At 51.2% G+C, this 23360-nt stretch carries 20 protein-coding genes and 2 pseudogenes; 15 read left to right on the top strand and 7 right to left on the bottom strand.

Going from position 1 to position 23360, the window contains the following annotated elements:
* A pseudogene (locus H598_RS27190) lies at nt 1–83 on the bottom strand (putative quinol monooxygenase); the annotation flags it as partial.
* A gap of 585 nt (nt 84–668) precedes the next feature.
* On the opposite strand from H598_RS27190, the gene H598_RS26545 reads away from it, so the two are divergent.
* The gene (locus H598_RS26545; RefSeq protein WP_156897034.1) at nt 669–1064 is read left to right on the top strand and encodes a hypothetical protein; all 396 of its coding nucleotides are present in this window, start codon (nt 669–671) and stop codon (nt 1062–1064) included.
* Nucleotides 1065–1107: 43 nt separating this feature from the next.
* Nucleotides 1108–1956: a hypothetical protein gene (locus H598_RS0112705; protein WP_028113355.1), complete on the top strand. Its 849-nt coding sequence runs from the start codon at nt 1108–1110 to the stop codon at nt 1954–1956.
* A 719-nt stretch (nt 1957–2675) separates the two neighbouring features.
* Here the strand turns inward: H598_RS0112705 and H598_RS0112700 are convergent.
* Nucleotides 2676–3428 (bottom strand): LPP20 family lipoprotein, encoded by a 753-nt coding sequence (locus tag H598_RS0112700; protein ID WP_028113354.1) that lies wholly within the window; start codon nt 3426–3428, stop codon nt 2676–2678.
* Nucleotides 3429–3751: 323 nt separating this feature from the next.
* On the opposite strand from H598_RS0112700, the gene H598_RS0112695 reads away from it, so the two are divergent.
* From H598_RS0112695 to H598_RS0112665, 7 genes are all read left to right on the top strand, one after another.
* Nucleotides 3752–4831 carry an SAP domain-containing protein gene (locus tag H598_RS0112695; protein ID WP_169629268.1) on the top strand — a complete coding sequence of 360 codons (1080 nt, stop codon included), beginning with the start codon at nt 3752–3754 and terminating at the stop codon, nt 4829–4831.
* A gap of 12 nt (nt 4832–4843) precedes the next feature.
* Nucleotides 4844–5572, top strand: a complete 729-nt coding sequence (locus H598_RS0112690; RefSeq protein ID WP_028113352.1) for a recombinase RecT — start codon at nt 4844–4846, stop codon at nt 5570–5572.
* Nucleotides 5573–5627: 55 nt separating this feature from the next.
* Entirely contained in the window at nt 5628–6545 is a 918-nt protein-coding gene (locus H598_RS0112685; protein ID WP_028113351.1) for a recombinase RecT, read from the top strand.
* A gap of 29 nt (nt 6546–6574) precedes the next feature.
* Nucleotides 6575–7603 carry a hypothetical protein gene (locus H598_RS0112680; protein ID WP_028113350.1) on the top strand — a complete coding sequence of 343 codons (1029 nt, stop codon included), beginning with the start codon at nt 6575–6577 and terminating at the stop codon, nt 7601–7603.
* An 822-nt stretch (nt 7604–8425) separates the two neighbouring features.
* Nucleotides 8426–8731 (top strand): hypothetical protein, encoded by a 306-nt coding sequence (locus H598_RS24230; protein WP_051252705.1) that lies wholly within the window; start codon nt 8426–8428, stop codon nt 8729–8731.
* A 133-nt stretch (nt 8732–8864) separates the two neighbouring features.
* Entirely contained in the window at nt 8865–9272 is a 408-nt protein-coding gene (locus H598_RS24225; protein WP_051252704.1) for a hypothetical protein, read from the top strand.
* 90 nt (nt 9273–9362) lie between these two features.
* Nucleotides 9363–10145 (top strand): competence protein CoiA, encoded by a 783-nt coding sequence (locus H598_RS0112665; RefSeq protein ID WP_028113349.1) that lies wholly within the window; start codon nt 9363–9365, stop codon nt 10143–10145.
* 403 nt (nt 10146–10548) lie between these two features.
* Here H598_RS0112665 and H598_RS0112660 read toward each other — a convergent pair whose 3' ends face one another.
* From H598_RS0112660 to H598_RS0112640, 4 genes are all read right to left on the bottom strand, one after another.
* Complete coding sequence (locus H598_RS0112660; protein WP_156897033.1) at nt 10549–11334, bottom strand: hypothetical protein; 786 nt, start codon at nt 11332–11334, stop codon at nt 10549–10551.
* Nucleotides 11335–11630: 296 nt separating this feature from the next.
* A complete protein-coding gene (locus tag H598_RS0112650; protein WP_156897032.1) occupies nt 11631–12833 on the bottom strand; it encodes an AAA family ATPase in 1203 nt (400 codons plus the stop codon).
* A gap of 2006 nt (nt 12834–14839) precedes the next feature.
* A complete protein-coding gene (locus tag H598_RS0112645) occupies nt 14840–15622 on the bottom strand; it encodes a DUF3307 domain-containing protein (RefSeq protein ID WP_028113346.1) in 783 nt (260 codons plus the stop codon).
* The gene (locus H598_RS0112640) at nt 15619–16293 is read right to left on the bottom strand and encodes a hypothetical protein (protein ID WP_028113345.1); all 675 of its coding nucleotides are present in this window, start codon (nt 16291–16293) and stop codon (nt 15619–15621) included. The genes H598_RS0112645 and H598_RS0112640 overlap by 4 nt, the downstream gene beginning before the upstream one ends.
* Nucleotides 16294–16852: 559 nt before the next feature.
* Here H598_RS0112640 and H598_RS0112630 point away from each other — a divergent pair.
* The 6 genes and pseudogenes from H598_RS0112630 to H598_RS0112605 all read left to right on the top strand — a co-directional run bounded on the left by H598_RS0112630 (nt 16853) and on the right by H598_RS0112605 (nt 22326).
* Complete coding sequence (locus H598_RS0112630; protein WP_028113344.1) at nt 16853–17956, top strand: replication initiation protein; 1104 nt, start codon at nt 16853–16855, stop codon at nt 17954–17956.
* A 30-nt stretch (nt 17957–17986) separates the two neighbouring features.
* A complete protein-coding gene (locus tag H598_RS0112625; RefSeq protein WP_028113343.1) occupies nt 17987–19060 on the top strand; it encodes a competence protein CoiA family protein in 1074 nt (357 codons plus the stop codon).
* A gap of 249 nt (nt 19061–19309) precedes the next feature.
* On the top strand, nt 19310–19954 hold the full coding sequence (locus H598_RS0112620) for a hypothetical protein (protein ID WP_028113342.1): 645 nt from the start codon (nt 19310–19312) through the stop codon (nt 19952–19954).
* Between the two features lie 208 nt (nt 19955–20162).
* Nucleotides 20163–20360: pseudogene (locus H598_RS26065) on the top strand (hypothetical protein); the annotation flags it as partial.
* Between the two features lie 63 nt (nt 20361–20423).
* Complete coding sequence (locus H598_RS0112610; RefSeq protein ID WP_169629266.1) at nt 20424–21287, top strand: hypothetical protein; 864 nt, start codon at nt 20424–20426, stop codon at nt 21285–21287.
* Nucleotides 21280–22326: a hypothetical protein gene (locus H598_RS0112605; protein WP_028113340.1), complete on the top strand. Its 1047-nt coding sequence runs from the start codon at nt 21280–21282 to the stop codon at nt 22324–22326. The genes H598_RS0112610 and H598_RS0112605 overlap by 8 nt, the downstream gene beginning before the upstream one ends.
* 8 nt (nt 22327–22334) lie before the next feature.
* Here H598_RS0112605 and H598_RS26540 read toward each other — a convergent pair whose 3' ends face one another.
* Nucleotides 22335–22703 carry a Rap1a/Tai family immunity protein gene (locus H598_RS26540; protein WP_156897031.1) on the bottom strand — a complete coding sequence of 123 codons (369 nt, stop codon included), beginning with the start codon at nt 22701–22703 and terminating at the stop codon, nt 22335–22337.
* Between the last annotated feature and the right edge of the window lie 657 nt (nt 22704–23360).

The following is a 23360-nucleotide window of genomic DNA, read 5'->3' as shown; positions in this document are numbered from 1 at the left end:
GCCAGGAAGTGTGCTTGTTGAGCTTCACTATCGTGGTATTGCTCCCACAGAATGAAGCGGTAAGGGTCATCGTTTTGCTGCATGGCATGGGCAAAACAGCAGCCAGGCTCACCTACGCAGAAACAGCAGTCGCTGAAAAAATAAGCTATTATCGATTTTCTGATGAGGAAGCTGCAGTAATAACGGTACACAGGCCATCCGAATAAATTTGTTGAGGTGGTGTTGCTGGCTTTTAATTGACAGCATTGGCCTCAAAATCTTTTTTAATATTGTGAGAGAGCATGGCGATTTCGACACGCGGCGGCTATGAAATGGATGCGATTGAATCGTCTTAATTCATCATTTCATTTGGGCATACTCAAATCAGAGAGAAAAAATTGAATACGCTTTTCTTACACAGTAAGTGAAGATTTTTTGTAATTTAAACCAGTTGGATGCCTATATTCATTGCTGCGCAGAGGCTACAGGTCAAAACTAATGATACTTTAGCAAGGCGCACGTAAGGTGGATTGGGAAGCAGTCTAGCAAACTCATTTTGGGTACTCAGATCACAACTCTATTGCGTGAATCCCGTTTATGGCGGTTGCTTACCCTGATAGATGGACGAGGATGATTCGCATGGATAAACTTGAAAGGTAATCATTAAAGTTATTATTTATCAGGTGCATATGAAGAAGTTGATTTCAAGTTTTATAGTATTTTTCCTTATGGCACTGACAACCAGTGCTCAAGCTGGAATCACTGATAGTCAGATATGTAAGGCAGGCATTGGGGCAGATATGGGGCGTTCTCCGTCAACAATGTTAACAGAGCGAGTGGTTCGAAATGACTATTTCATATCATATCGTCGCCCCGATGATAACAGTTGGTGGGGCTATAAATGCAAAGTCAAAGGAGGACAGGTTATTTGGGCTTCTTGGAATGATGATGACTCCGTAGGGCGATGGAGAGACACACAATGGGATAGAGCTATCTACTATGTCATTAACGAACAAAAAATCAATATCCGCTTGAATGGGACCTCTGAAATAATGACTTATGACGCAAATAACATTCCTCAATAAGCAAGCTATTTAAGTAAAATAATACCATAGTTAAGGAATCTACATGTTGAGAATCGCCATAACCTCAGTTGTTGCAGCGTTGTTTCTGACAGGCTGCACGTATAACGGGAAACTCTACATAGACCAAGTTGAGCTTAAGCACGATAAGTGGAAGGATGAACGAGCAAAGAAAGAACAAAACGAGCGAGATAGAAAAATTGCTCAATATTTAATTGCGTCCCCTACGCAAGCAGAGCCTATCCAACTAGAAAGCTCTACTACTGCCATTACAAATGAGTTCAGTTTGGTGGTGACTAGTGACTTAACAACGGTGGCCTATCAGTTTTATCCCAGTGAATCAAAGAGTGGTAAATGCAGGCAGAAAAGGAGCATGGGCTCCGTCAAGTTCGGCAGTTGGCAGCTCAAAAAGGATATATGGGGTCAATCTATTAAGCTGTATGAGATGCGTTCAAAAAATACCTATCTAATACCCATTGACTGGGAAAGGTATGATGAAGTCAAAGATAGTTGTAATCAGTTTGCGCAAAAGTCACACAAACGCTGGTGGGATTATTACGGCCCACTAATGAAAGCCGCAAGTGGAACTCATTACGCTGGACTGTTGTCCTCGAACAGCTCCTACACTAAAGGTTATATGTACAACCTGTCTGGTTACACCTTGCATCAGATGGTTGGAGATGTAGGGCTATTTAATGGAGGAAGTTACAGCAACTCTGAGATTGCTCTGACTCATCATACAGGTAGCAGAATGAAAGGTGCTGCACCTTCAGAAATGTATGCTGTATATGTAGGTGAAAAGGGCTTTACAACTGTGATGGGAGTCGAGACCTACCGTCATGCATTTAGGATAATCCCCAGTAGCCCCAAAGCGTACCCGACTAGTGCTTTCTAAACGCTTTAAACCCCTGTCTTATAGTCGCCAACTAATTCAAGACAGGAACTCAGGCTGAATATCGGCTTGAACAGGAGTAACCCCATCATTCTATTGATGGGGCCACTGCCGGCTGCTGTATTGGACTCCCTAGTCTAATTGGTACATCACCCTTTGGGGTTTACCCTTTGCTCATAAGCAATATCAAACGCCTTTACCAGCAGTTCGACAAAGCCCGACTGCCAACTCGGCGGATGTACAGGTCCATCTGTAGTGGTTGAATGAATCAGCCCACCGGACTTATAAAGCAACACATCCACCCCTGCGCATCAGTCACTGCTCCTCTAACAAACCGCATCCACGCTGAGCCCGTGCCTCAGGTTGATATCCATCAAGACCGTAAATGCGCCTCTTCCCTGCTGTACTTAACCTGCGCGCCCGGCCCAGTAAGGCTGTTAATGCCCTCGTATTTCAACCCCACTTCCCCCCCTTAGCAAACTGGCGTGCTCACCAGGCCCACTAAAGGGGACACCCCGGCCGCAGAAGTGAACCAGGAAGGCAAAAACAGTCGGCCCCCCTCCTGCTATCTTATAGAGCTCAGTCGCTCTAGTGGAGTCGAGGTGCTACAGAATGATGACTTCGCGCTGCTCGCGGCAAAGGCGCGTCAAAACAAGTTCCACGGGAAAAGGACCAGGTGTGCGGCCCTCCCCTGCCCTATCGGGCGCCCAGTGGCTCATCCCCTACTGCTTGCGGGTATTGGCCATAGAGGCGTTGCGCCCAGAAAGATCTTCAGTATAAGTCAGCGTATCCGCCCCCTTTATAGCTTCGGCCTGGGCCTCGCTTAACCTCCTATTATTGCTGTGTTGGGGCTCTAGGGTCTGCTCCTGCAGGCGCTCAGCACGGCGCTTATCGAGACGAGCCTCCAGCTCAGCAAACTTAGCGGCAGCCTCAGAGGTGCGTGCAGAGGCCTTGGATTCGGCAAAGGCCGCGTCCAGGGCGTCAATGGGCAGCATCGCCAGGGTGTACACCTCGTATTTGCCATCCACCACCATGGTGTAGGTATCGATGATGGTAGCGCCGCTGATCTTCACCCGGTCCACGATGGAGTCGATAACCAGTTCGCTCTGCTGCATGGTCTCACCGGCGGCGGCATCACGGATGAAGGTGCGCTCGAAACCGGACATTTCGTTACGCATGGTCTGCAGCGCGGTGAAGGTGGACTCTTGGCGAGCTTTTCGAGCCGCCCACACCAGGTCATTGCTGATACCGCTGCCCACACCGTAGTAGCCGTTAGCGTCAGGCACTGGAACCCGGGTCACCCAATCAGGCAGGTCACCCAGTCGCTGCTCAGCCTGATCCTGCTGGCGCTCGATACGTTCCGCGTTTTCTTTGGCGATCTGTTTGCGGGCTTCTTGCTCTGGCGAGCTCGCACAACCGGCCATGAGTAAAACCACGGCAGCCAGGAGGAAGATAGATTTCAGATTCATGGTCATGAGTCGCTCCTTGCGAATTCTGGTGTCCATTCCATACAAATTGGTAACAGCTGGGGTTTCAAGAAGAGATTCTACGAAATCGTTAAGACGTGTATGGCACACGGTTTGAAGCGCGGCGCATCCATAGCCACAACGGGTGCTGCCCACACATAATCTCACCCAACATACCAGAAAGGGGAATCGTCAAAGTGTAGCGACAGATTCCAGCAGTCGCATAGCCAGTATTTGGTTGTGACCGCCCTACCCTATTGTCCGGCCCCGCCAGTAGCGCCCCTTTGGCCAGTTGGGATACTGACACCATCGAAGCCATGGAGAGTATCGTTATGACTGCTATGCCGAGTGTCACGCTAGTTGACCCCAACCCCATCGCTGGCATCGCCAATGTCGATACCAGCATTGAGTGGTGGAACATGGCAAAGCCCGCTTATGACGACTGCGGCGACCCAAACTTCTTAGATGAAGACGGTGATTTGATAGAGGGCATCTACTTCGATATGCCCAACGAGGTCTACCACTCGCTCAAGGCGCACTCCTCAACCGGTTTCAAGAAGTTCGCCAAATCTGGCGCTCACTACGCCCGTGAGTATGTGTATACCGAACTAAAGAAGGCAATCACCAAGGTGCAGCAACGCACCTTCGATACGGGCTCAGTCACCCATGCCATGATCCTTGAGCCACACAATGTGGATAGCCAGTTTACCCCTCGCATCGAGGCAGATGATGTGGACGGCTGTTTGGTGACACAGGCGGATCTCAAGAAAAAGTGTGAGGAGTTGGGACTAGCCGTCAGTGGCACCAAGGAGGAACTGGCCAAGCGTCTGCTCAATGCGGATCCCAACGTCAAGATTCTCGCTGTGTTGCAAGCCCAGCAGGAGGAATATGCCAAGGCCAAGGGGCTGCAAGTGGTGGATAAGGTGGTGTTCCAGAAGGCCACACGAGCCACCAAAACAGTGCAAGCGGAGCCAGCGGCCACCTTCCTCATCGACCACAGCATGGGTTTTGCCGAGGTGAGCTTCATTGCACGCTGCCCCAAGACCGGGCTGATGCTTAAGTGTCGCTTCGACTGGCTGGACAAGCGCCGGTTCGCCACGGATGTAAAAACCGCTGCCGATGCCTCGGATCGCAAAGTGTTTTTCCAGATGCGGGACCTGCGCTACGACCTGCAACAGGTTCACTACAGCTACGTTGCCAGCCTGTGTGGTGTGCCATTAGCGCTGTTCGCCTTTTGCTACGTCGAGTTCGAAGCAGCCGATATTTGCGAGGTGTACGACCTGCACCCACTGTCGGTGAAAAAAGCCGAGGCCGAGTACCACGCCATGCTACCGCAGTTCGCCAGCGCTCTGGAAACCCAAGTCTTTGACGGCTACACCCCCAAGGGCACCGTCACCACCATCATGTTGTAAGGGAGACGCATCATGAACCAGATGATTAACGAGCCGGATTTTGTCACTGCCCTTAAGGACAGCCGAGAGACCTACATAGACCTGACCCAAAACGGCGGCTTTAATCTCAACTACGGCCTTGAAGCTGGCTGGGCCCACCAGCAGATTGAAGCCTCCCGGTATCAGAATCTGGATCTCACCTGCTCTGAGCCAGGCTCCATCATGCAGGCGTTCTGCGAGGCCGCCCGTCTGGGGCTGAGCTTCGACCCACGCAAGAAACACATCTACCTGATGGGACAGAAGGACGTACAGAGCGGTAGAACCATCACCATCCTGTACGTCGGCTACAAGGGCATGATTGCCCTCGCCTGCCGCACCGGCTTTATGATTGGCGGCCACGCCGATCTGGTGTTCGAGGAGGATACCTTCACCTACCGCTCTGGCACCCAGCTTCCGGTCCATGAGCACGACGGACGGCCTAACCATGAGCGCGGTCGACTCAAGTGCGGCTATGTGGTCGCTCACCAGCCTGGCGGCATGGTGAAAACCCTGCTGGTGCCCAAAGAGGTGCTGCTTGAGGCCGCCAGCAACGGGCTGAACGCCGGGGGCAGCAACAACACCTGGTGCGGTCCTTACATGGAGATGATGTATCAGAAGACGTGCTGGCGTTACGCCTTCAACGCCTGGTACAGCGAGCTTGAAGCTGTGGGGATGACACAGGCTCAGCTGGAGTCCGCCACCACTGCCGTGAGCTACCAGTAGCGCCGATTTCGCCCGTAGTTATCGTAGGTGTCAGCAACGAATAAGGAGATACCCGATGATCCCAACCGCATACAGTCAAGCTATCGCCGAACGTTTCCCCGATACTTATGCAGCGGTGCTGAAGTCGCTAGAACCAATGTTTAATGACGCCTATGACAAAGGCACAGATTGTATTGGCCTAAAAGACGTCACCGCTGAATCAGTCTCCTTGGCACTGGAGGAGCTTTACGAACTGGGCGCTCTGGATGATCTGGGTAAAGGGGTGGTCTTGCTGCCTAAGGTGAACCACCAGACTCGCTTCCCCGAAGCGGTACCGATGCTCAACTACACGTTCATGCTACGACGGGCCATCGACTCAGGATTTATCGAGAAGGCCGAGGCCAATCTCGTGTTCAGCAACGATGACTTTCGTTTCAAAAGCCGTAATGAGCGGGTGTACTGGCGACCAAGCCAACAGGACAGAGGGGAGCTGCGCTGCGCCTTCGTCACCATCGCCACTGCGGAAGGCTTGATCCACACCACGCTGATGACCGTTGACCAGCTCTCCAGCGCCCTCGTGGACGCCCGAGAGAAGCTGTTTGGTGGATTTTTACCGCTTCACGATCAAGCAGAGTATGCCCTTGGCTCCTGTGTTCGTCGGGCCATCCCCCAGTGGCAGCCCTACTCCTACAGCTCAGAGGAGCGCAGTGATGCTTTTGAGCACCTGATGAATCTGGTGCACTTTCACCATCGCCATTTTGAGGAGTTTGATAGCGCCAGCGCCAATGAAAAGGTGATGAAGGCCGTGGGCAACAAGCGCCATGTCGCTGGCAGCCCTTCGCCGCTGCAAGCCCTGATCGCCGGTGCCAGCGTCAAGCTGGACGCCAAGCGTCAACAGGCCAATCAGTCCGCCCACAAGGCCATGCCGGTGATGGTAGACAGTGCCCCTCATACCGAGGAAGAAGTGACCCAAATCAACTGGAGTGGCTTCTAATCGCCGCTCTGCATAAAGGAGAAATCCCAATGAAATGCCGTCAACGGGTCGTTAGAACCATCATGATGACCAAGAACAATCGAAGGGGCGGCCAGGATGTCCGCTCAGCGGAGATTAAGTGCCAATCCGAAGACATCGAGGCTGTGATCACCTGGCACCATAACGAGAAAGGCAAACAGTATTCCTACGATGAGGACTGTCACAGCCTCACCCATGCTTTGGGGAAAGTGGATCACTGCATCAACCTTGAAACCAACCTGGAGGGCTTTGAGCTGGTGATGGATGTCAACGAGCCATTGCCGTTCCGAACCCTGGAAAATACTCAGTTGAGCAAGCTGACCTCTCTTGGCCTGTGCCAGCTTGACCAGATGTTTGAAGATGGCCGCTTCACCGCCATGGCAGTACCGGATGGCCACGGTGTCATGATCTGCATCGATTTCCTGCGTCAGACTGTCACCGCCTGTGACCGCATTAAGGCGCCTGTGGAGCTGGCGCCGGAGCTTAAGACCACCTTACTGTCCATGGTGGACCCGGTTTTGTACCAGAACCTGATTGTGGAGGCGGTACTCAGTGATGAGGGGCTCACCCTGATCGATGTGGTGGCACTGAACCAGGAGCTTTCACCTGGTAACCTGCAGCAGCGCCACCGGATTCTGCATGACCTGGCCGAGGCACGCTCCATCCCGGTGGTGGCGGCGGCCTTGTCCCAGGAGGAGTACCAGGCGCTCAAGAGCAAGGCCTTCACCTCAGGTCTTCCGTTTCAGCAGTGGCGCCTGTCCTACCTAAAGCATCCGCAGAGCTCGGTAGCCGAGTCGTACGTGTGTCCCATCGGACAACTGGCCACCGTCAATGCCATGAGTGTCTCGAACGGTCATGCCAACCTATACCGCTATGGGGAGGACGGTAGCCTGATCCCTTTTGGCCGCAAGCGGGTACCGTCCTGGGGGGAGGAGCTGCGTGAGTTTGTCGCGGTCCTGACCGAGGCCGGCCACGCTCGCCATGTGCTCGACTGGACTGTAGTGCCGGATCTTCTGGATCCTGGGCAGCTGATCCGGTAGTGCCCTTCGGCTGCCTTACCGGCGCCTCGCCTGTACCAGCACATAAGGCAGCTACCTAGTACAAAGTGGAGGAGGGCACGTGACTAAAAACCTCTACTATCCAAAGCATATATCTAGATCCACACCCTAATTCAATCCGAGATCTGTTACCGACGAGAACCCGATAATGTGTTCCCACTTATTCTAGTCAGCGTTGTAGGCATCACTTCCCCTAAGAGTACAGATCAACTTGATGGGTTTGGCTCGATTCACTGCTTGAGCTCCAAACTCAAACGTGTAGAGAGAGCCCTGCAGCTGAAGGTTGGAGTCAATCTACAGGCCACGGTATAGGGTGATCTTTTTTAATTCAAAGAGGCAATTGTGGGGGCAGGGGAGGGCAGTTATCTGCTCCATAAGAACAATAGCGTCCGCATATAGTGTGCTGAATAAGGCTCCAAATTGCTGTATATTGGAGCCTCCAATTTTGAGGCATACACCATAGTAAATCAAAGGCTTACAGTGAAAAAAACGTGTCGGAAACTGCCACTTTTTCTAGCCAATAGCTACTGCTTCTGATCTCCAACTTTACGCATCATTTCAACGCACCAAAATGTAGGAGAGTAATAAAGTTTCATGTCGGATTAGTAGGGAGGTCACGTACGTATAGATCATAGACCTTACACAGATAAAAACTCATTTTGAACTGTAACCGCCACCACCGCATTCCATACATGAGCAATAAAGTACCGTATTGAAACTATAATCGCTTTAAAAATCAAAATTGTGCTTGATTTTTCGACAGTCGTCCCCCATGTCTAGTGTGTAGAAGTTCAGGGAGGCAATATGTTCGATTCAATCACCGCACCCGAGTTTCAGAATTTCTCTTATCAATTCGAGAAACTCCGGAACGCTATTGGCCCAGAAAGCCAGACCGAGAGCAATGTCCATGCAGCTACTCAGCTAGGGCTCAATATCATCGAGAAGCAATTTTGCTTATTTCGAAAGGAACTGGAAGTGGCCGGCCACTTCAATACTTGGGAGTACGAGCTAAAACCTATTTCAGGGCCATCGAGAAAATGCGCGACTACTGGGGACGGAATCAAGCGGCGCTGGATGAACATGACGCTTGGATCAACTACGGCCACCTAGCAAGCAATTATGTGCATTTCAGCGAGATCGCAGCAGAACTCGCACGCGAGGAACGATAATGAATAGCAAAGCAACTAAGATGATCATGGCCGCAATGTTTACCCAGTAACGCCTACAGGTACTGAGCCTCGGGATGCATCATGGCGAATACACCGATGCTTATCTCTATGCTTGGGATAAATGCGTTTACCCAGTAATGCAAGACGGCGACGACTCAGTTCCACGCATGCAGCACGAGCACTACGCAAACCAATTTCTGATTACTAAAGAAAAGGTTAACGATGTAATTCAGAACCTCGATCAGTGCTGGCTGGATGATGCCGTCCCTACATTTTACAAACTTGAAAACCAGTACAAGGTTCGCGTTCCCGGATCCGGATGGAATCGCTGGGACTTGGTTCACATCTGCCGTTACTTGTACCTGAATGGCACTTTTGATGACGAGTTCTGGTCAAAGCTCCTTACACGTGGGAAGCACCACACAGAAGTCAACTCAACGCGCCGGAAGTTCGATCGAAAAGACAATATCGGTTTTCAGTAAGCCGGCCCCCTAAACAAGCACTCCCGCAGACAAGAGTGTTTGCTCATCAGCCCTGGCCATAGCTGCACAAAACAACAACAGGAGTTCGGCATGCTCTGCAGTATTCGTGCAAATAGCAACGAAAAGGTTTTCGCCTTAACAAGCGATAAATCCCACGGCCCCTTTCTTTGTCCAAAGTGCCGACAAGAGGTCGTAATAAGAAAAGGGAAGATCAAGATCCATCACTTTGCGCATAAGCCCCCGGCCATGTGCTCCCACGGCAAAGGGGAGACCGAGGCACACCGTAACTGTAAGATGAGCATTTACAGTGCCCTAAAGACTAAGCCCAACGTGCAAGCGTTAGAGCTAGAGAAGGACTTTGGCCCAGTTGTCGCTGATGTGTACTGCCTTATCGACAATGTCCCAGTCGCAATCGAGGTGCAGCGGAGCAACCTCTCAGTCAATAACATTACCCAGCGCTCCGAGGAATACTCGAAACTAGGCATCTACGTTCTTTGGATTGGTCTCCATGACAGTACCGTGAAAAAGCAAATCGACAACAAACAATGCAGCCCCAAAGCTTGGGAGAAGTGGTGTCACGCCGCCTACTTTGGACGAGTATACTATTGGTATCAAGAAGACCTTTTGCTACCAGTCCACTTTGCTGCACATAAGCTCTATGTGAAAGAATCTGAGTGGTATGACCCTGATGGTAATCATCAGTCTGCCGGAGGTTATGAGCGCTTTTCAAAGCGCTACAAAACTCCGGTTGCAACCTCTTTGCTGAGTATCGCCAATTCTTTCAAAGCAATCCCAAAATCTGCATGGCAACAAGGTACTGTGTCGATTCCTAACTGTCGATTGTATGTCGACCGCTTACGAAAGTGGTGGTAAAAGAGGTGCTTGTGACGCCCTTTTTACTATCCTCAGGGAGTTCAAATGAGTAGGTTCATTGAAACTGCCGATGACCACGCTGGATAGATTACTGTCAGGTGCTTCTTGTCCTTGCCATGGCTTAGAATTGGGACTGAGGCTTAAATACTTGCCTCTTAGTTCGATTCTCTATTATTCACCAACACTTGGGGTACTTCTGTCACAGCAAAAAGCGAAGCAGGACGCCGCGGCAGGGTAGGGCGGTGGCCCAAGCTGAAGAACAGAAAAGCCCGCATTACGCGGGCTTTATGTGGCTGAAAACCTTGTATATTGGAGCCTCCAATTTCGAGGGATGTTTCATTTGCTTTCAATAACTTGCGACAGAAAAAACGTGTCGGAAACTCCCTCTTTTTCCAACCAAAAACTACAGGTTGTCGGCGCCAAACTCGCGCATCAAGCCGGTGAGCTTCTCCACCTGCTCTGCGGTCAACTTAGTGGCATTGATAGTCACGCTGCGCTTGGCTGCATCACTCACCATCCAGATAGCCGCCTTCTTGCGAGCGGTATCGCCCGCAATATGGGTGGTCACCGGCGGCTGCTTGGCAGGCTTGGCCTTACCACGCGCCACATCCGAGGCGGCCCTGCACAGCTTCACCAGGGCAGCTGGGCGCTTCTCTGAAGCCAGCTGAGCGTAGTTATCGCCAGAGGTGAGCTTCGACAGCTCAGCGTAAAACTTGGTCTTGGCGCGGTTATCAGCCGCAATCGGTGCAACGGCCTTGCCCAAAGTGGACAGGGCGGCAATTCCAAGCCCTCGATAACCGGCAAACTGAGTCTTGAGATTGGACTCCAGTTCCAACTGCTCCACGGCGTTCATCATCTTTGACAGGTCGCCGGCATCGGTATTTAGGCGCTTGGCGATCTCTTTACGTGACACATTGTCACGCTGTTCCATTTGCAGGGCAACGTTACCTCGCTCCCAAGCAGATTGTTGCATCTGGCTTTCGGCGCTGTTGGCGGCAAAGCGGGCCTCTGTCTCAGGCACTTCAAAGCCAACGTCTACCAAGTAGCCGCCTTCCAGCTCGATGGCCACCAGGCGACGGCAGGAGCCTGCCAGCACTTCGATGTTGTCATCCACAAACCGTGCAATAGCAGGAGTGCTGTTGACGCCGGTCCAATTGCCGCTGATATGGCCCAGGAGCTCGATGTTCAAGCTTTCCTGATCCCGAGAGTTAGTCAAAGGGTTGATCACGGTACGCTTAGCAGTGACCTTATGATCCAGCTTAAGGCGAATCGTCGGGTACTGGTGATGCTCACCGATGATCGGGTTGCCGAAGCCTACAGCGAACTTGGCAAGGTCACCTAGGGCCTTGATACCGGCTTTATATGCATCTCTTTGTTGATCGGTTACCTCGAAAGGGAGGCTCTGGATTTCATCGGCAACAACTGGGGATGGTCTTGCCGTTGCGCTACGGCCAATGGGTGCACGTTTTCTAGCCATGTTGTTACCTACTGTTGTTCGTTGTCGGTACGGATAAACTCGATACGATCAAACACGCATCGGGCAAAGTCTTCTGCTGCTTCGCGGGCATTCTTCAACGCCGTCTCCGAACCCGGGTAGGACAGGGGATCAGCACTTATCACGGTATCGTAGGACTCGCCGACCCGTTCGAAGCCATCTAGGCGGGGCAATGACATATCCAGCATATCCCCCCCAAACACCTCTTTGGCCAAAGAGTGGCACTCGGCGTGATCACGCTTGTTCTTCTGGATCTTGGCCATGTAACCCAGATGCGCCATGGTTTGAACCTCAAGGCCACTCTCTTCCAGTTCTTCATACAGGCCGGGTAAGCGGGACAAGTATTTCAGGGTGGAGTGAAAATCTACTTGTGCCGGGGGCACTGGCGTAAGCAGCAGATCTGCGGCATACAGTGAGTTCATCAGAAACGCATCAAGATGAGGTCCTGTGTCAACCAGGATAAAATCAAATTCATCACGTAGAAGATCGATAACGTTCTCTTTAAGCACCGCATTGGGGTTCTGCTCAGGCAGGTACTCTGCGCACAGTTCATTCCAGCTGGCCGCTAGGAAGCGGTCATCAATGGATGAGGGCATCACGTGAACCCCAGGTACTGAGCTTTCAAACACAAACTCTTTAAGCAAGGTCTCTTTATCTGCTTGCTGAAGCATGGCCTGAGCAGTGGTGTCATCTACTTGGCCAATGGAGTGTTCATGGCGCAAGAACATGGTGGCAGAAGCCTGTGGATCCAGATCTACCACCAAAATGCGCAGATCGTGCATCAGCAGATCCGGATGAGCTCTCATGGCTTGAGCCAAGGTAACCGTGGAAACCGATTTACTGACGCCGCCTTTCAGAGACTCCACGAAGATGACGAAGCCACTGTCGCGTTTATCGCGATATTTAGGATGCTCAACATGCTCATAGATCGCCGTGATGTTCTCTAGGGTCATGGCGTAGCGTTCACCTTTACCCGCGGCAATCTTGTTGAATTGATATCCTTCACTTTCCATGGTGGATACTGCTTCATCAATACGCTTCCTGGTCATGCCGGGATACTTATACAAGCCTGATTTACTGACGGTGCGCCGATAACCGACTAGATCAGCTTCTACCTTTGCCTTGCTGATCTGTTCACTCATGCTAGTGAGCTTATTTTCAGCACGGTTTGCTAGCCGGTGAGCGCGATCCATGAACGATTGCATAATGCAGAGCCCTGTAATGTAGAGATAAATCTAGCATACACGTTTTTATGATAAGATCAAAAAAATCGTGCTCCAGCAAACTTCTATGGTTAGAGCGTCAGCATTTTGCGTACTTTAAAAAAATGTGGCAAATTGTCTGTTTTCTCATCAATTCCTTGGATACTCCTTGTTTATAAACATAAAGAAAAAAATGATTTGTGCTTGTGGGCTCCGTGTAGAACCCCGAAGGGGTTATGCACAGTCCACAGGCAGTTAAACAAGATTAGTATTTAGTTAAATGGGTTAGTAAGATTAAGAAGGTTAGGCATTTACTAAGACCAAGATTTATAAAGCTTTTTCATGCGATCTTGGATCTAGTTGTAGCGGTTAGGGATCGTCATGTAGAAAAGTGGGATCGCCGAGTAGTGGATCGGGATCGCGAGGTAGCAATTCCGGATCGTTTTGAAGTGTTTTGGGATCGCTATGTAGCACTAGGTTCCTAGTTATCCACCGGTGGGCTCAACCGTTACAGACATCCGAAGGGTTACGCTTTGTAGCCTACCCCTGGGTTTCGACTACATTCTGCTGCCCTTTCGGTTCACTCCCAAAATGACCTCGACTAACCCGACCTAACAGACTGATTTGGTATGGAATCGGTATAACGCTGACAGTAGCTCTCGACAGCGACTATTCTGCTGGCCAGGCTAACGCTAGCGTGGGATCATTTTGTAGTGGCTACATCCTGATCCCTATTGTAGTTAGCCGCGCTTTGTCCATCGTCCTATTGCCCCTGGCTTGTAGGCGCTCACAGTATGTGTTTGTTTAACTACGCTATTCCTATCCGTATAGGTGCGAGAGGTAAGCCGTACGCGGGCTCAGTGCGCTGCCCGGTGCCAGCAGAGCCAATGGGATCGCATCGTAGTAGGGCTACGTTCTGATCCCCATTGTTACGGAAAATTAGGGATCGATCTGTAGTGAAGCTACATTCTGATCCCTAATGGGGTGAGCGAGTGTTGGTGTTATTTTGGTGCAAGCTTAACCAATTTCGGCATGATCACTTAGTGATTGCTCGGTTTTTCGTTTGCCTGGCTATAAATTGATTCCGTTTCTCTGTGGCAATCAGGGGATCAAATAGTAGTAGGGCTACATTCTGATCCCTGTTTTACCCCATGATCTTGGGATCACTTCGTAGTCAGGCTACAAACGGATCCCCTTTGCCCCCTGAAAAGCGCGGTCAAATCGTAGTACGGCTACAGTCTGAGCCCTATTGGCATCCACAATTCCGGGATCAATTCGTAGTGAGGCTACATCCCGATCCCGTTTAGAGGCCAACTGAGGGGATCAAATAGTAGTAGGGCTACATTCAGATCCCAGAAACTTCCCTAAACGGCCACAGATAGTTCCCCTTACCGCAGTTTTGTGGGGATCACATCGTAGTCTGACTACAACTTGATCCCTTCTGACCTAAGGGTTGGGGGATCTCCTCGTAGTAGGGCTACGTTCTGATCCCGGTCGGGCATGAGATTAAAGGGATCACATTGTAGTAGGGCTACCTTCTGATCCCATTTTGGCCCGAGCCTGGGGGCAGCGCAGTGGTTCGACAACATACTGATGCCTGTCAATAAGGCGGTTGTGGTTACGTTTTGTCGCAAGGGGCTACATATCAGCCAGTTGGTGGCCTTGATAAACGGGATCATATCGTAGCCAGACTACAGGTTGATCCCTATGGTGCGTCGAGCATGCCAATAGTTTGGATATAATGGCAACAGAATGCCCCAGCGACGGGAGAGAATGAGGGGATCAAAACGTAGTCAGACTACATCCTGATCCCTATGTCCGGCGACAATGATGTTTGATCAGTATCAGGGGGGCTGGGCATTTTATCTTTCAATCAGTCGTTTAGATTGATCACTTTTTCAGTGCGCTTCGCGCCGGAGTGTCTTCAAACACCACATTGCGGTCATTCGGGGCTTCGATCTCTCTGGCCGCTTTAATCGCAGAGTCAGCCCGATCTCTTACTTGGTGATGTCGATCCCAATGGCTTTCGCCGTGAGAAGACCAACCACCAGAGCGAAGGCGATGGAGATCAGAGTGCCTAACATGACATATTCCGTGAATTTTCGGTCGTGGGCACCATTGAGATCGCCGAAACGAAAAACCGATTTCGCTGCCAGAATGAAACCTACGGCAGCGATCTGATTTACCAGCACGAAAGTGACGATAAGACCGCGCTCAAGGTAACCTATGTACTCACCTGCTGAGGCCAGGGTATGGGCATTTTTAGCGCATTCATCGTTTCCCTGAGCATTTGGTTGTTCAAAGTCATCAGCCCATCGACCAAGCACCGTAGATATCAGCACTGACGCAGGCTTCATCACCAGCAGGTAGGCGATCCCTGTCAGTACCAGGTTGCCATTGATCCCGGATAAGGACGACCGAATGGCATTGACTACCGACTGTTCAGTGAGACACAGCCAAAGCAGACCAATCACCGTTAGGTGTGCTAATTGATCCAGGAGGAACCAAACTAGCGTTTGTGGACGGTGAGCCTTAAAGAGATCGATCAGATAGTGGCTGACAAACATCACCAAAGCGGCAAAAACGACTGGGGCTAAAGTGTGGGCATAAAGAGTCACGAAGGCTGCTGTGATCCCAGTGTGAACCAGCACATGGACAGGGAGCCATGCAGATCTAGCACGGTTCTGGACTCGTTCTTCCACCCAACGATTGGGTTGCAGGTAGAAGTCACCCAGCAGGTGTCCAGTCAGCAGTAACAGCAGAAAGATGAGATCGCTCATTGCTCACCCTCCTGTTCTTTGGAAGGCTGTGCCCAATAATCAGGGTTGAGGGTCTCGCTTTGGTACAGTGCTAGGGTTGCTTCGATTTCGGCGTAACCAGCGCGCTGCAAGGAACGCACAAAAGTGGTTCGGTCGATCTCCAGTTGTTTAGCTAATGCTTCATGGATGGCATCCGGCTCTTGTATCCGTAGGAGCAAGGCCTGGGCGCTCTTGTGTTTGAGCTCACCCAAACTGTGATCTAGGTATTTAAAGATCACCTGGTAGAACGCGTTGAGCTGTGAGGAGGGGGAGGAGAAACAAAGTCGCTCCTTGCCCATCTCTTCGAGCGCTCGGCCGGAAAGCACGAAGACTGGTCCGCTGGAGCTTCTGACCTTATCGCCGGTCCCATCTGACGGACCAACAGCAATGGAGATCCTCGCGTCGTTCAGCGGGCGTTTATCGCTGCTGGACAGCAGGCCTAGGCGAAACAGCAGTGCCATGGTCAAACCGTGCTCAGGCTGCTCTGTATATAGCTGAAACGAATCACCACGGTAGATCTCCCCCTGGGCACCATAGTTCTTCTGGCAGTGCTCCATGATCTGATCCAAAGTTGCAATACAGCGCTGGTGCTCGATTGTCGTCATCTTCTGTGAGTTGACGATATCGCCGGTTAAGACTGCGGCTAGTGCCATTAGGGGCTCCTTGTCCTTTTCGAAGAGACTCATGATTAAGGCGTAGTGTGTTCTAAATTATACACACCTCGCAGGTGTGTATAATTTGATACACAGGCGGTCGTTGTGCACTATATCATGCACAGTATAGGTTTGTGCATTAAATCGTACACACCTAGAAAACAAAACCGGCCCATGAGCCGGTTTTGTCGTTATGGGATCTGTGGCCGCCCTGGGCGGTCTGTGGTGGCGCCACTGCGGCCATTGGAAGGAGATACAAGGGAGCATGGGCCTGTCGTGGGCCATTAAACTGATCAAACTTTAATGTGAGTGATCAAACAATATGGTCTTCGGACATCCTATTCGGTCTGGTGCCAGGGAAGTGGCATGCAGAGCTACAGGTATTCAAATAGGCAGCAGAATGTAGCCGTGGGCTATAGTTGGTACTTACTCACTCGTTATCGCTGTAATTACAGGGATTAAGGGCTAAGGATCGCCCGGTGGATAAAATCGATCGTAATAGGTTGCAGCTCAATTTCCTAACTGATACCTTTTGTAGGCCATCAGGGGAAACGGTCCAATGTCTCAAGAAAATAATGAAAAACAGCTGCCAGCGTTGGTTGTTAAAAAAAGTACGCCGGTCGTCAGAGCGCAGGGTAAGCTCTCACCCAATCAGCTCAATATTTTTACTGTGCTCATCAAGAGCATTAAAGAGGAAGCGACTAACCTTCGCTACGAAAAGTCAAAGGCTCTGGGGAACGCTAAACCCACTTCGACGGAGCTGGCCACGCTAGACATCGATCCCGACATGATCCCGGATGTGTACACCTACGACTTGACTGAGCTCAGTGAGCTGATGTTTAAGCCCAAGAAGAGTCTTTCGGTGATGTTCACCCGCAACTCGGAAGGGGAGGGTGCCATCGAAGGGATGATGTCCAAGGTGCTTACTTTCCCGTCCGATACCGATGAAGGCTGGATCAAGGAGCAGTTGCTTGGCCGCAGCAGTTACGACAACGGCATCTTAAAACTGACGGTGAATCCCAAGGTGAAAGAGGCAATTCTTCATGAGACTAATGGCGTATCGATTGTAAATCTGCGGCTGTTCATGACCTTGAACTCCACCTATGACAAACGTCTTTTGGATTTCATCAGCCAATTTAAGAACGAACGTGATTATGTGATTGGGATTGAGCAGCTGACCAGAATGCTTGAAATCGATCTGAAGGATTTTGGCCAGGGCTTTAAGACCTTCCGCGTGTCTGTCATAGAGCGCCCCCTGCAGCGTATCTTTAAGGCATCCAATGGGGTGTGGTCGCCTCGCGACGAGGCCGGTAAAGGTTTTGAAGTGATTAAGCGTGGCCGAACCGCCGAGAAGATCCGCTTTCTGGTGAACTATGACGAGGAAGCGGCCAATCAGGTTTTGCCTAATAAGCGTGAAGAGGCTGAGCGTAAGAGACTGGCAGCTGAAGCCGCAGCCTCCCCTGAGGCCCGGGTCTTGAAACGCCAAACTGCCATGCTGAAGGTACTGGAGTCTGAGATCCTGGCTATCAACACCCTGAACCCCACAGAGGATGATGTTGCCGCTGTACTGGAGTATCGACAGCTCGCAGACTCGCTCGGCGCCAAAATTGCCAGTGACATTATGATTCGACTGAACAAAGTGCTGACGGCGGTATCTGCTTAACACATGCAAGCACCATTTTGAGCTCGTACCATGGATGGGAACCTGATCCCCTTTGGGGTTTGCAACACTACGGGTGATCTCAAGGACATTACCGAGGTTACCCGCGGTCGCGCCTGCGACTGCCATTGCCCCTCATGCTCTCATCCCCTGGTTGCCAAGCAAGGGGACATCTACATCTGGCACTTCGCCCACTCCCGTGAGGATCGTGACCAGGAGGTTGCCTGCGATCTGGCCTTTGAGGCGTCTGTGAGACGGATGATGGTGCAGTTGCTCAATGCAGGCGATCTCTTCACCACCCCGAGCCAATGCTACCCCCTAGATATTTGCGCCAAGCCTAAGCCTATCTTGTTCTGCAAAGAGAAGACGATCCGGCTCAGGGAGGTCGAGAGCCACCGGCCGAACCCGTTCGATGAGTCCATCGACCTGGGCGGCACCGTCGATGGCTTTGAGCTGTTCATCTCATTGAGCCGGCAGCCGTCCCAACTTGACCCCAGGGTCTCTGAGGAACACCACTGCGGGTGGCTGGATCTCAACTTGCTTCCCCTCAGGTTGCAGTTTGCCGACCTTAAGCCCGGGCAGGGCTATGTCGATGCCCTTCGCCAGTACCTCAAAGAGCTGAGCAAGCACTCCACGTGGATCTATCACCCCAGAATGCACCAGGCGGCGATAAAGTGGGATAAGCAGAAAGAGCAGCTGCAAGCCGAGCCAGCCCCTGATCTTTCTTGGGAACCGATCTACCCAAGCCCATCGAGCTCCCCCCGGGCAGAGCCGCCACAGGTCCGAATAGTTGAAGCGCCACATGAGCCCCTCAGTAGTTCAAAGGGGTCATTTGAAAGGGCCAGAGCAACCCTGAGGGAGCGTGAGGTAACTGCACCGCCGACTAAGGAGCAAAGCGATAAAGACTGGGCTTATTGGCGATCTAAGTTTGATAACCTTAAGAATCCTCAACGTACAGCGTCTAGTGTGGGCGATTTGATGCCAGCACCTAGGCTTCAACGCTTCCACTGCTCAGGCTGCGGTCATACATTCGAGCGCAAAAAGTCTGCGTCCGGCGTACCGACTTGTCTGCGCTGCAAGACTCATCTTTATGTGAAGCCCATCTAAAGGAGTGGGGTATGGCCCCCCAGCCTGATGGTATTCATTAATTTATTCAAATGACAGCCAGGAAGAAAATCAGAGCGCATTTCGGCGCTATCAGCGTCACCGGTTGACGGTCTGTAGCAGTGACAGCTTTGCCATGAATTATTGCCCAGTCATACAAACCATTGCGGCGTTGCGGATAGAGCTGCAACTAACAACCGCGTTTCGGCGCGTTACTAGGGGAGCGCAACAAGTCGGAAATATATCAGACTGTTGAAAGTCATCTGGGATTCGATCGATGTGAATATGGTTTTGCTGTTTTTTTTGTATGTCATTGTATTAATTGGTGTATTATGGCTCCAAATCTACGAACTCACGTGTGGTTATTTTGTGAAGACTATCTATAAAATGTTGGTGCCTACGGCTGCATTGCTTTTTTCAAATGTAGTGATGGCGATTGAAGCGCCCTTTGAACTTGCGATTGGAAATGGTGAATTATCTGTGTCTGTTAGCGAGCGTATGGGTATCAACGCCACCTATGACTTTAAATTCAATGGGGTCACTTTCGGTCATAGGACATCGGTTGGTATTGAAGCAACAAAGTTCGGTCCAGTTGATGATGGTACCGAGTTCATTTTGTTCGAGTCGTTCACCGGTGGTTCCGGTTGTGGATCGGTACTTGCCGTTTTAACAGTCAACAACGACTATTTGGTTATGTCACCGGAAATTCCGGCGTGTGGTAGTTTGAAATCGGCAGAGCTTTTACAGGGTAAGGAAATGGCGTTCGTCGGGCTAAAAACCATTGCACGTCATGAAGACAAGGTGAGCAAATATGCGGTTTCTGGCTCGCTTGTTAAAGCAAGTGAACCTCTGAAGGAAGTGCACAGCTTCTTTGAATGGTACCCGCCGATCAACTAAGGAGCAGGTCTCGAGTGGGGTGAGCCTCATCTTTGTTCAGCAGTGACAACCATACAAAGTTTTGATACCCGGTTGTATAAATCATGTGGGAGCTCCCGGCAGATCTGCGACGAACAGCTCTGTATTGGGCGGCTACCGCTCTAATTTGGCTTGCTTTTGTCCGGCGAACAATGACCATAATACGGGCTGTTTGGCTGGCTATTAACACCAGGCCATCAGCGCCAACACCAACTACGACCCCGGCCGGTTCGAGGACAACAAGCTGCCTATGTCGGTGCTCCTCAAAGACTTACTGACCGCCTACAAGTACGGCCTCAAGACCCTCTACTACCAGAACACTCGCGATGGCCAGTCGGAGCAGGCGGAGCAAGATGATGGCTGTGCCGGCGGTGCGTGCAAAATCTAGGGCTGGGCTATCCTTGGAGCGGGGTTGTCCCTATGCTAGGGATTGACTGACTGAAGGAACTTGATGATGGACCATCGACGTTTAAGCCAGGGAATGATCGACTTCGCTGATTCGTACTTACTGAAAAGGCAAGCCAGGAAAACCGCTTGCGCAGCAAATGCCCTGGCCGGGGCCCGACGTCGCCTCAACAAGGCATGGGCCAATGCCGATGAGGCTGAGAGGTGGGCGAAGGAGCAATGCGCTTCCACCCTCACTAACATTGCGACTTGTTTCGAGACTTATCCCCACCTAGCCCTTGCTAAGCCAATCAACCAGGTCGCCAGTGAGCGGAAGACTTTGATGGAGGCCTATTTTCAGTTTGGCCAGTCGGTATTCGCGTCGATGAGAGCCTACGGCCATAGGGATGTGTGTTCTTCTGTTCTTGTTTGCAATTACCTGGCCGCGGCCTCTTTGGCCATAACTGCCTATGAGGATCCCCCGCTTCTCGACCGCCTGGTAAGGGTTGGGCTGGGCATCGAAGCCTCTCCGTACCAGGAGACCATCAACGACTTCCTTTCTCGCCAGGACCTGACTGGTGCTACCTGTCAACGGCCCTCTTGGGGTGATTTGTCTCAGCGGTTGAAGGTTGGGGCCAAGCTGTCAGACGACTCCAACCTTCCCCACCCCAGCCTCCTAGTCCAGATATCACTGAGAGACAGGCTTCGGGTCACCACAGGCATCATCAGCTCAGAGGATAGCGCACAGGACTGGCAGTGGCTTGACGAGTCGGCCAGGGAGCGGCTGCAGGGTGTTTGCTATCCAATGACCCGGGCGGACTGGAATCTGTACCCGGAGTGGCTCAAGCCTCACTTGACAGACACAGACCGCCAGTTTATCGATGAGCTTCGGCTTAATCCATTGGTTCAGCCGGAGAACAACCATGTTTAGCAAACGACCACACCCGTTTGATGAAGTGTCAGCGCAACTGACCCATGGCAAATCCAGGGAACGGGCGATGATGAACGATGCGCACGCCCTCAGCAAAGAGGTCGCTGCCGCCAATCTTCGTTGTGCTCGGTTTGATGATATTAGTCGCTATTGGCACAGCATTGGCAGGCGCAATGCAACCCCCTCACCCTCCCTTGTGGAGCACGACGTTCAACTGACGCCCAAGATATGGCGGACACTCAACGCCACCCTGTTCGGATTCGTCGGTGCGCGCGATGTGTTCATGGATAAGATGAGCAGTGGGTGGCCACCTGAGCAGCTGCTGAACAGTTGGGCTTTTGGAGTTGAGCTGCACCATGGTCATTGGGTAGACGACCTGGACGCGGTGCCGCGCGGACTGATTGCTGGCATCTTATCTCGCGCCGGCGCTGCCATAATCAAGCAGTTGCGGGATCACCCGGTCTCCAAGGCATATCTCTATCAATGGTCGGCCCAGGTGCTCAGTGAGTTTGAATGGGCGTTAAGGGTGGGGGTCGCCGACAGAAACCGGGCGGAGATTATGCTGAGCATCCACCGGGCGCTCATTGAGCAAAGGATAACCTCTGACCGGGCGATGGCGCTTGTTGAGATGCTGGACTCCATTGAGCTTGGCACCTCTTCGGCCTTCCTTGAGAAGCGGCTGAACGAACGGCTGGATGCGGGAGCGTATTGCCGCGATCAGCCGTTTTCAGGCTTTACCGTGGCCCATGAGTTTAGTCGCCGCACCATGATGACCTGCGACATTCAGCCCCTGAACTCCCAGGCCGAACTGCAGAGTCACCTCGACAGTCGTAACCCTTTAACCATGTTTGAACTGATGAGCACAGTTACGCCAGCCTGGCCCTATATCACCTTCAATCAGGCTGAGTTGGCCAAGGTGATCGACACGGCCAAGAACAATCCTGAAGGCTATGTGAAGAATCTGGCTGTGTTCGACCACATGGCACGGGCTCTGCCAAACCATGTCAGGGATGATCATGGGCTGGGGTTTGGCTTCTGAGGCAGCCGTTAATGGGTTTTACAAGGATAGGAAGTCGCCAGGGCTGTCGAGATAAGAAAGCCTTCGTGGATATGTAATTGTGATGGGTTTTCTTCTAGGTATTTTACGACCACTCTAACTAGTTGGCCAGCCGTGACTTGCGAGGGCACACAGAAGAATGTTTCATGTTGTTTAAGCCTGGTTGAGTAAAGTTCATTCATGTATCTCATGCCGTTTATTGTGCCTAAACATAAGCCTTCACTCACTCCTGTCGTGCTATTACCCAGCTTGCCATTGAACATAGCTATCGTTGATTTGCATCCAGAAAGAAGGCTATTCCCATCGGCCAAGCAATGAGTAGAAACAAGACAAACACAGAGCACCAATACTGCTTTCATATTATTCTTTCCTCGGGCAATGAATACGAGAGAACTAAGTACCGGTGGCAGTTTCATGACGTACACCAGGGTAGCACTCTGACCACAAACGTTTGGTTTGGGCAGTCTAGTACAGCGTTTAGTGTGTTGCCTGATTGAGCGTGACTCGAGAGTGGGCAGCCAGGGACAAAGAGGGCAGGGGCCGGAGGTTACTATCCGGTGACGCGGGCGCGGGCAGCGCCTGTGGTGGCATTTGGACGGTGGGGTAGTCTGAATCTAACCCGAACTCGTCTTCAGTAAGGATACTGCGATGTTTCAATCTCAAACCGTTCCAGCGTTTATGGGGGGGTGAGGGTAATATAGTCAAACCAACTGCACCAGAAAACTCCAATTACGCGTTTCACTAAAAGCGGGGCACTTATAACTAGTTTACATTTACTGAAATAGTACTTTTTGATCTGTCATATAATTCTATATTGTATAAAATGCTATTATCCTTGATTAAATACGGCTCTATTTTATAGACATCATTTACAATTAGTAAAGTACTTCGTTTTTTAAAAAAAACAAGATAGTTGTCTATTTTTTGGATTTTGACGAATGAAGTTGTAGAGAATGCACCTCCGTCAACAGCAGAAATAACAATCCTTGTGTCGTTCTTTGTTGATTCCTTAGAAA

The sequence above is a fragment of the Ferrimonas kyonanensis DSM 18153 genome (assembly GCF_000425405.1).
GTDB classification, from domain to species: domain Bacteria; phylum Pseudomonadota; class Gammaproteobacteria; order Enterobacterales; family Shewanellaceae; genus Ferrimonas; species Ferrimonas kyonanensis.
Note: the sequence above shows the minus strand (reverse complement) of the source record. Positions and strands in the feature narration are given on the sequence as shown.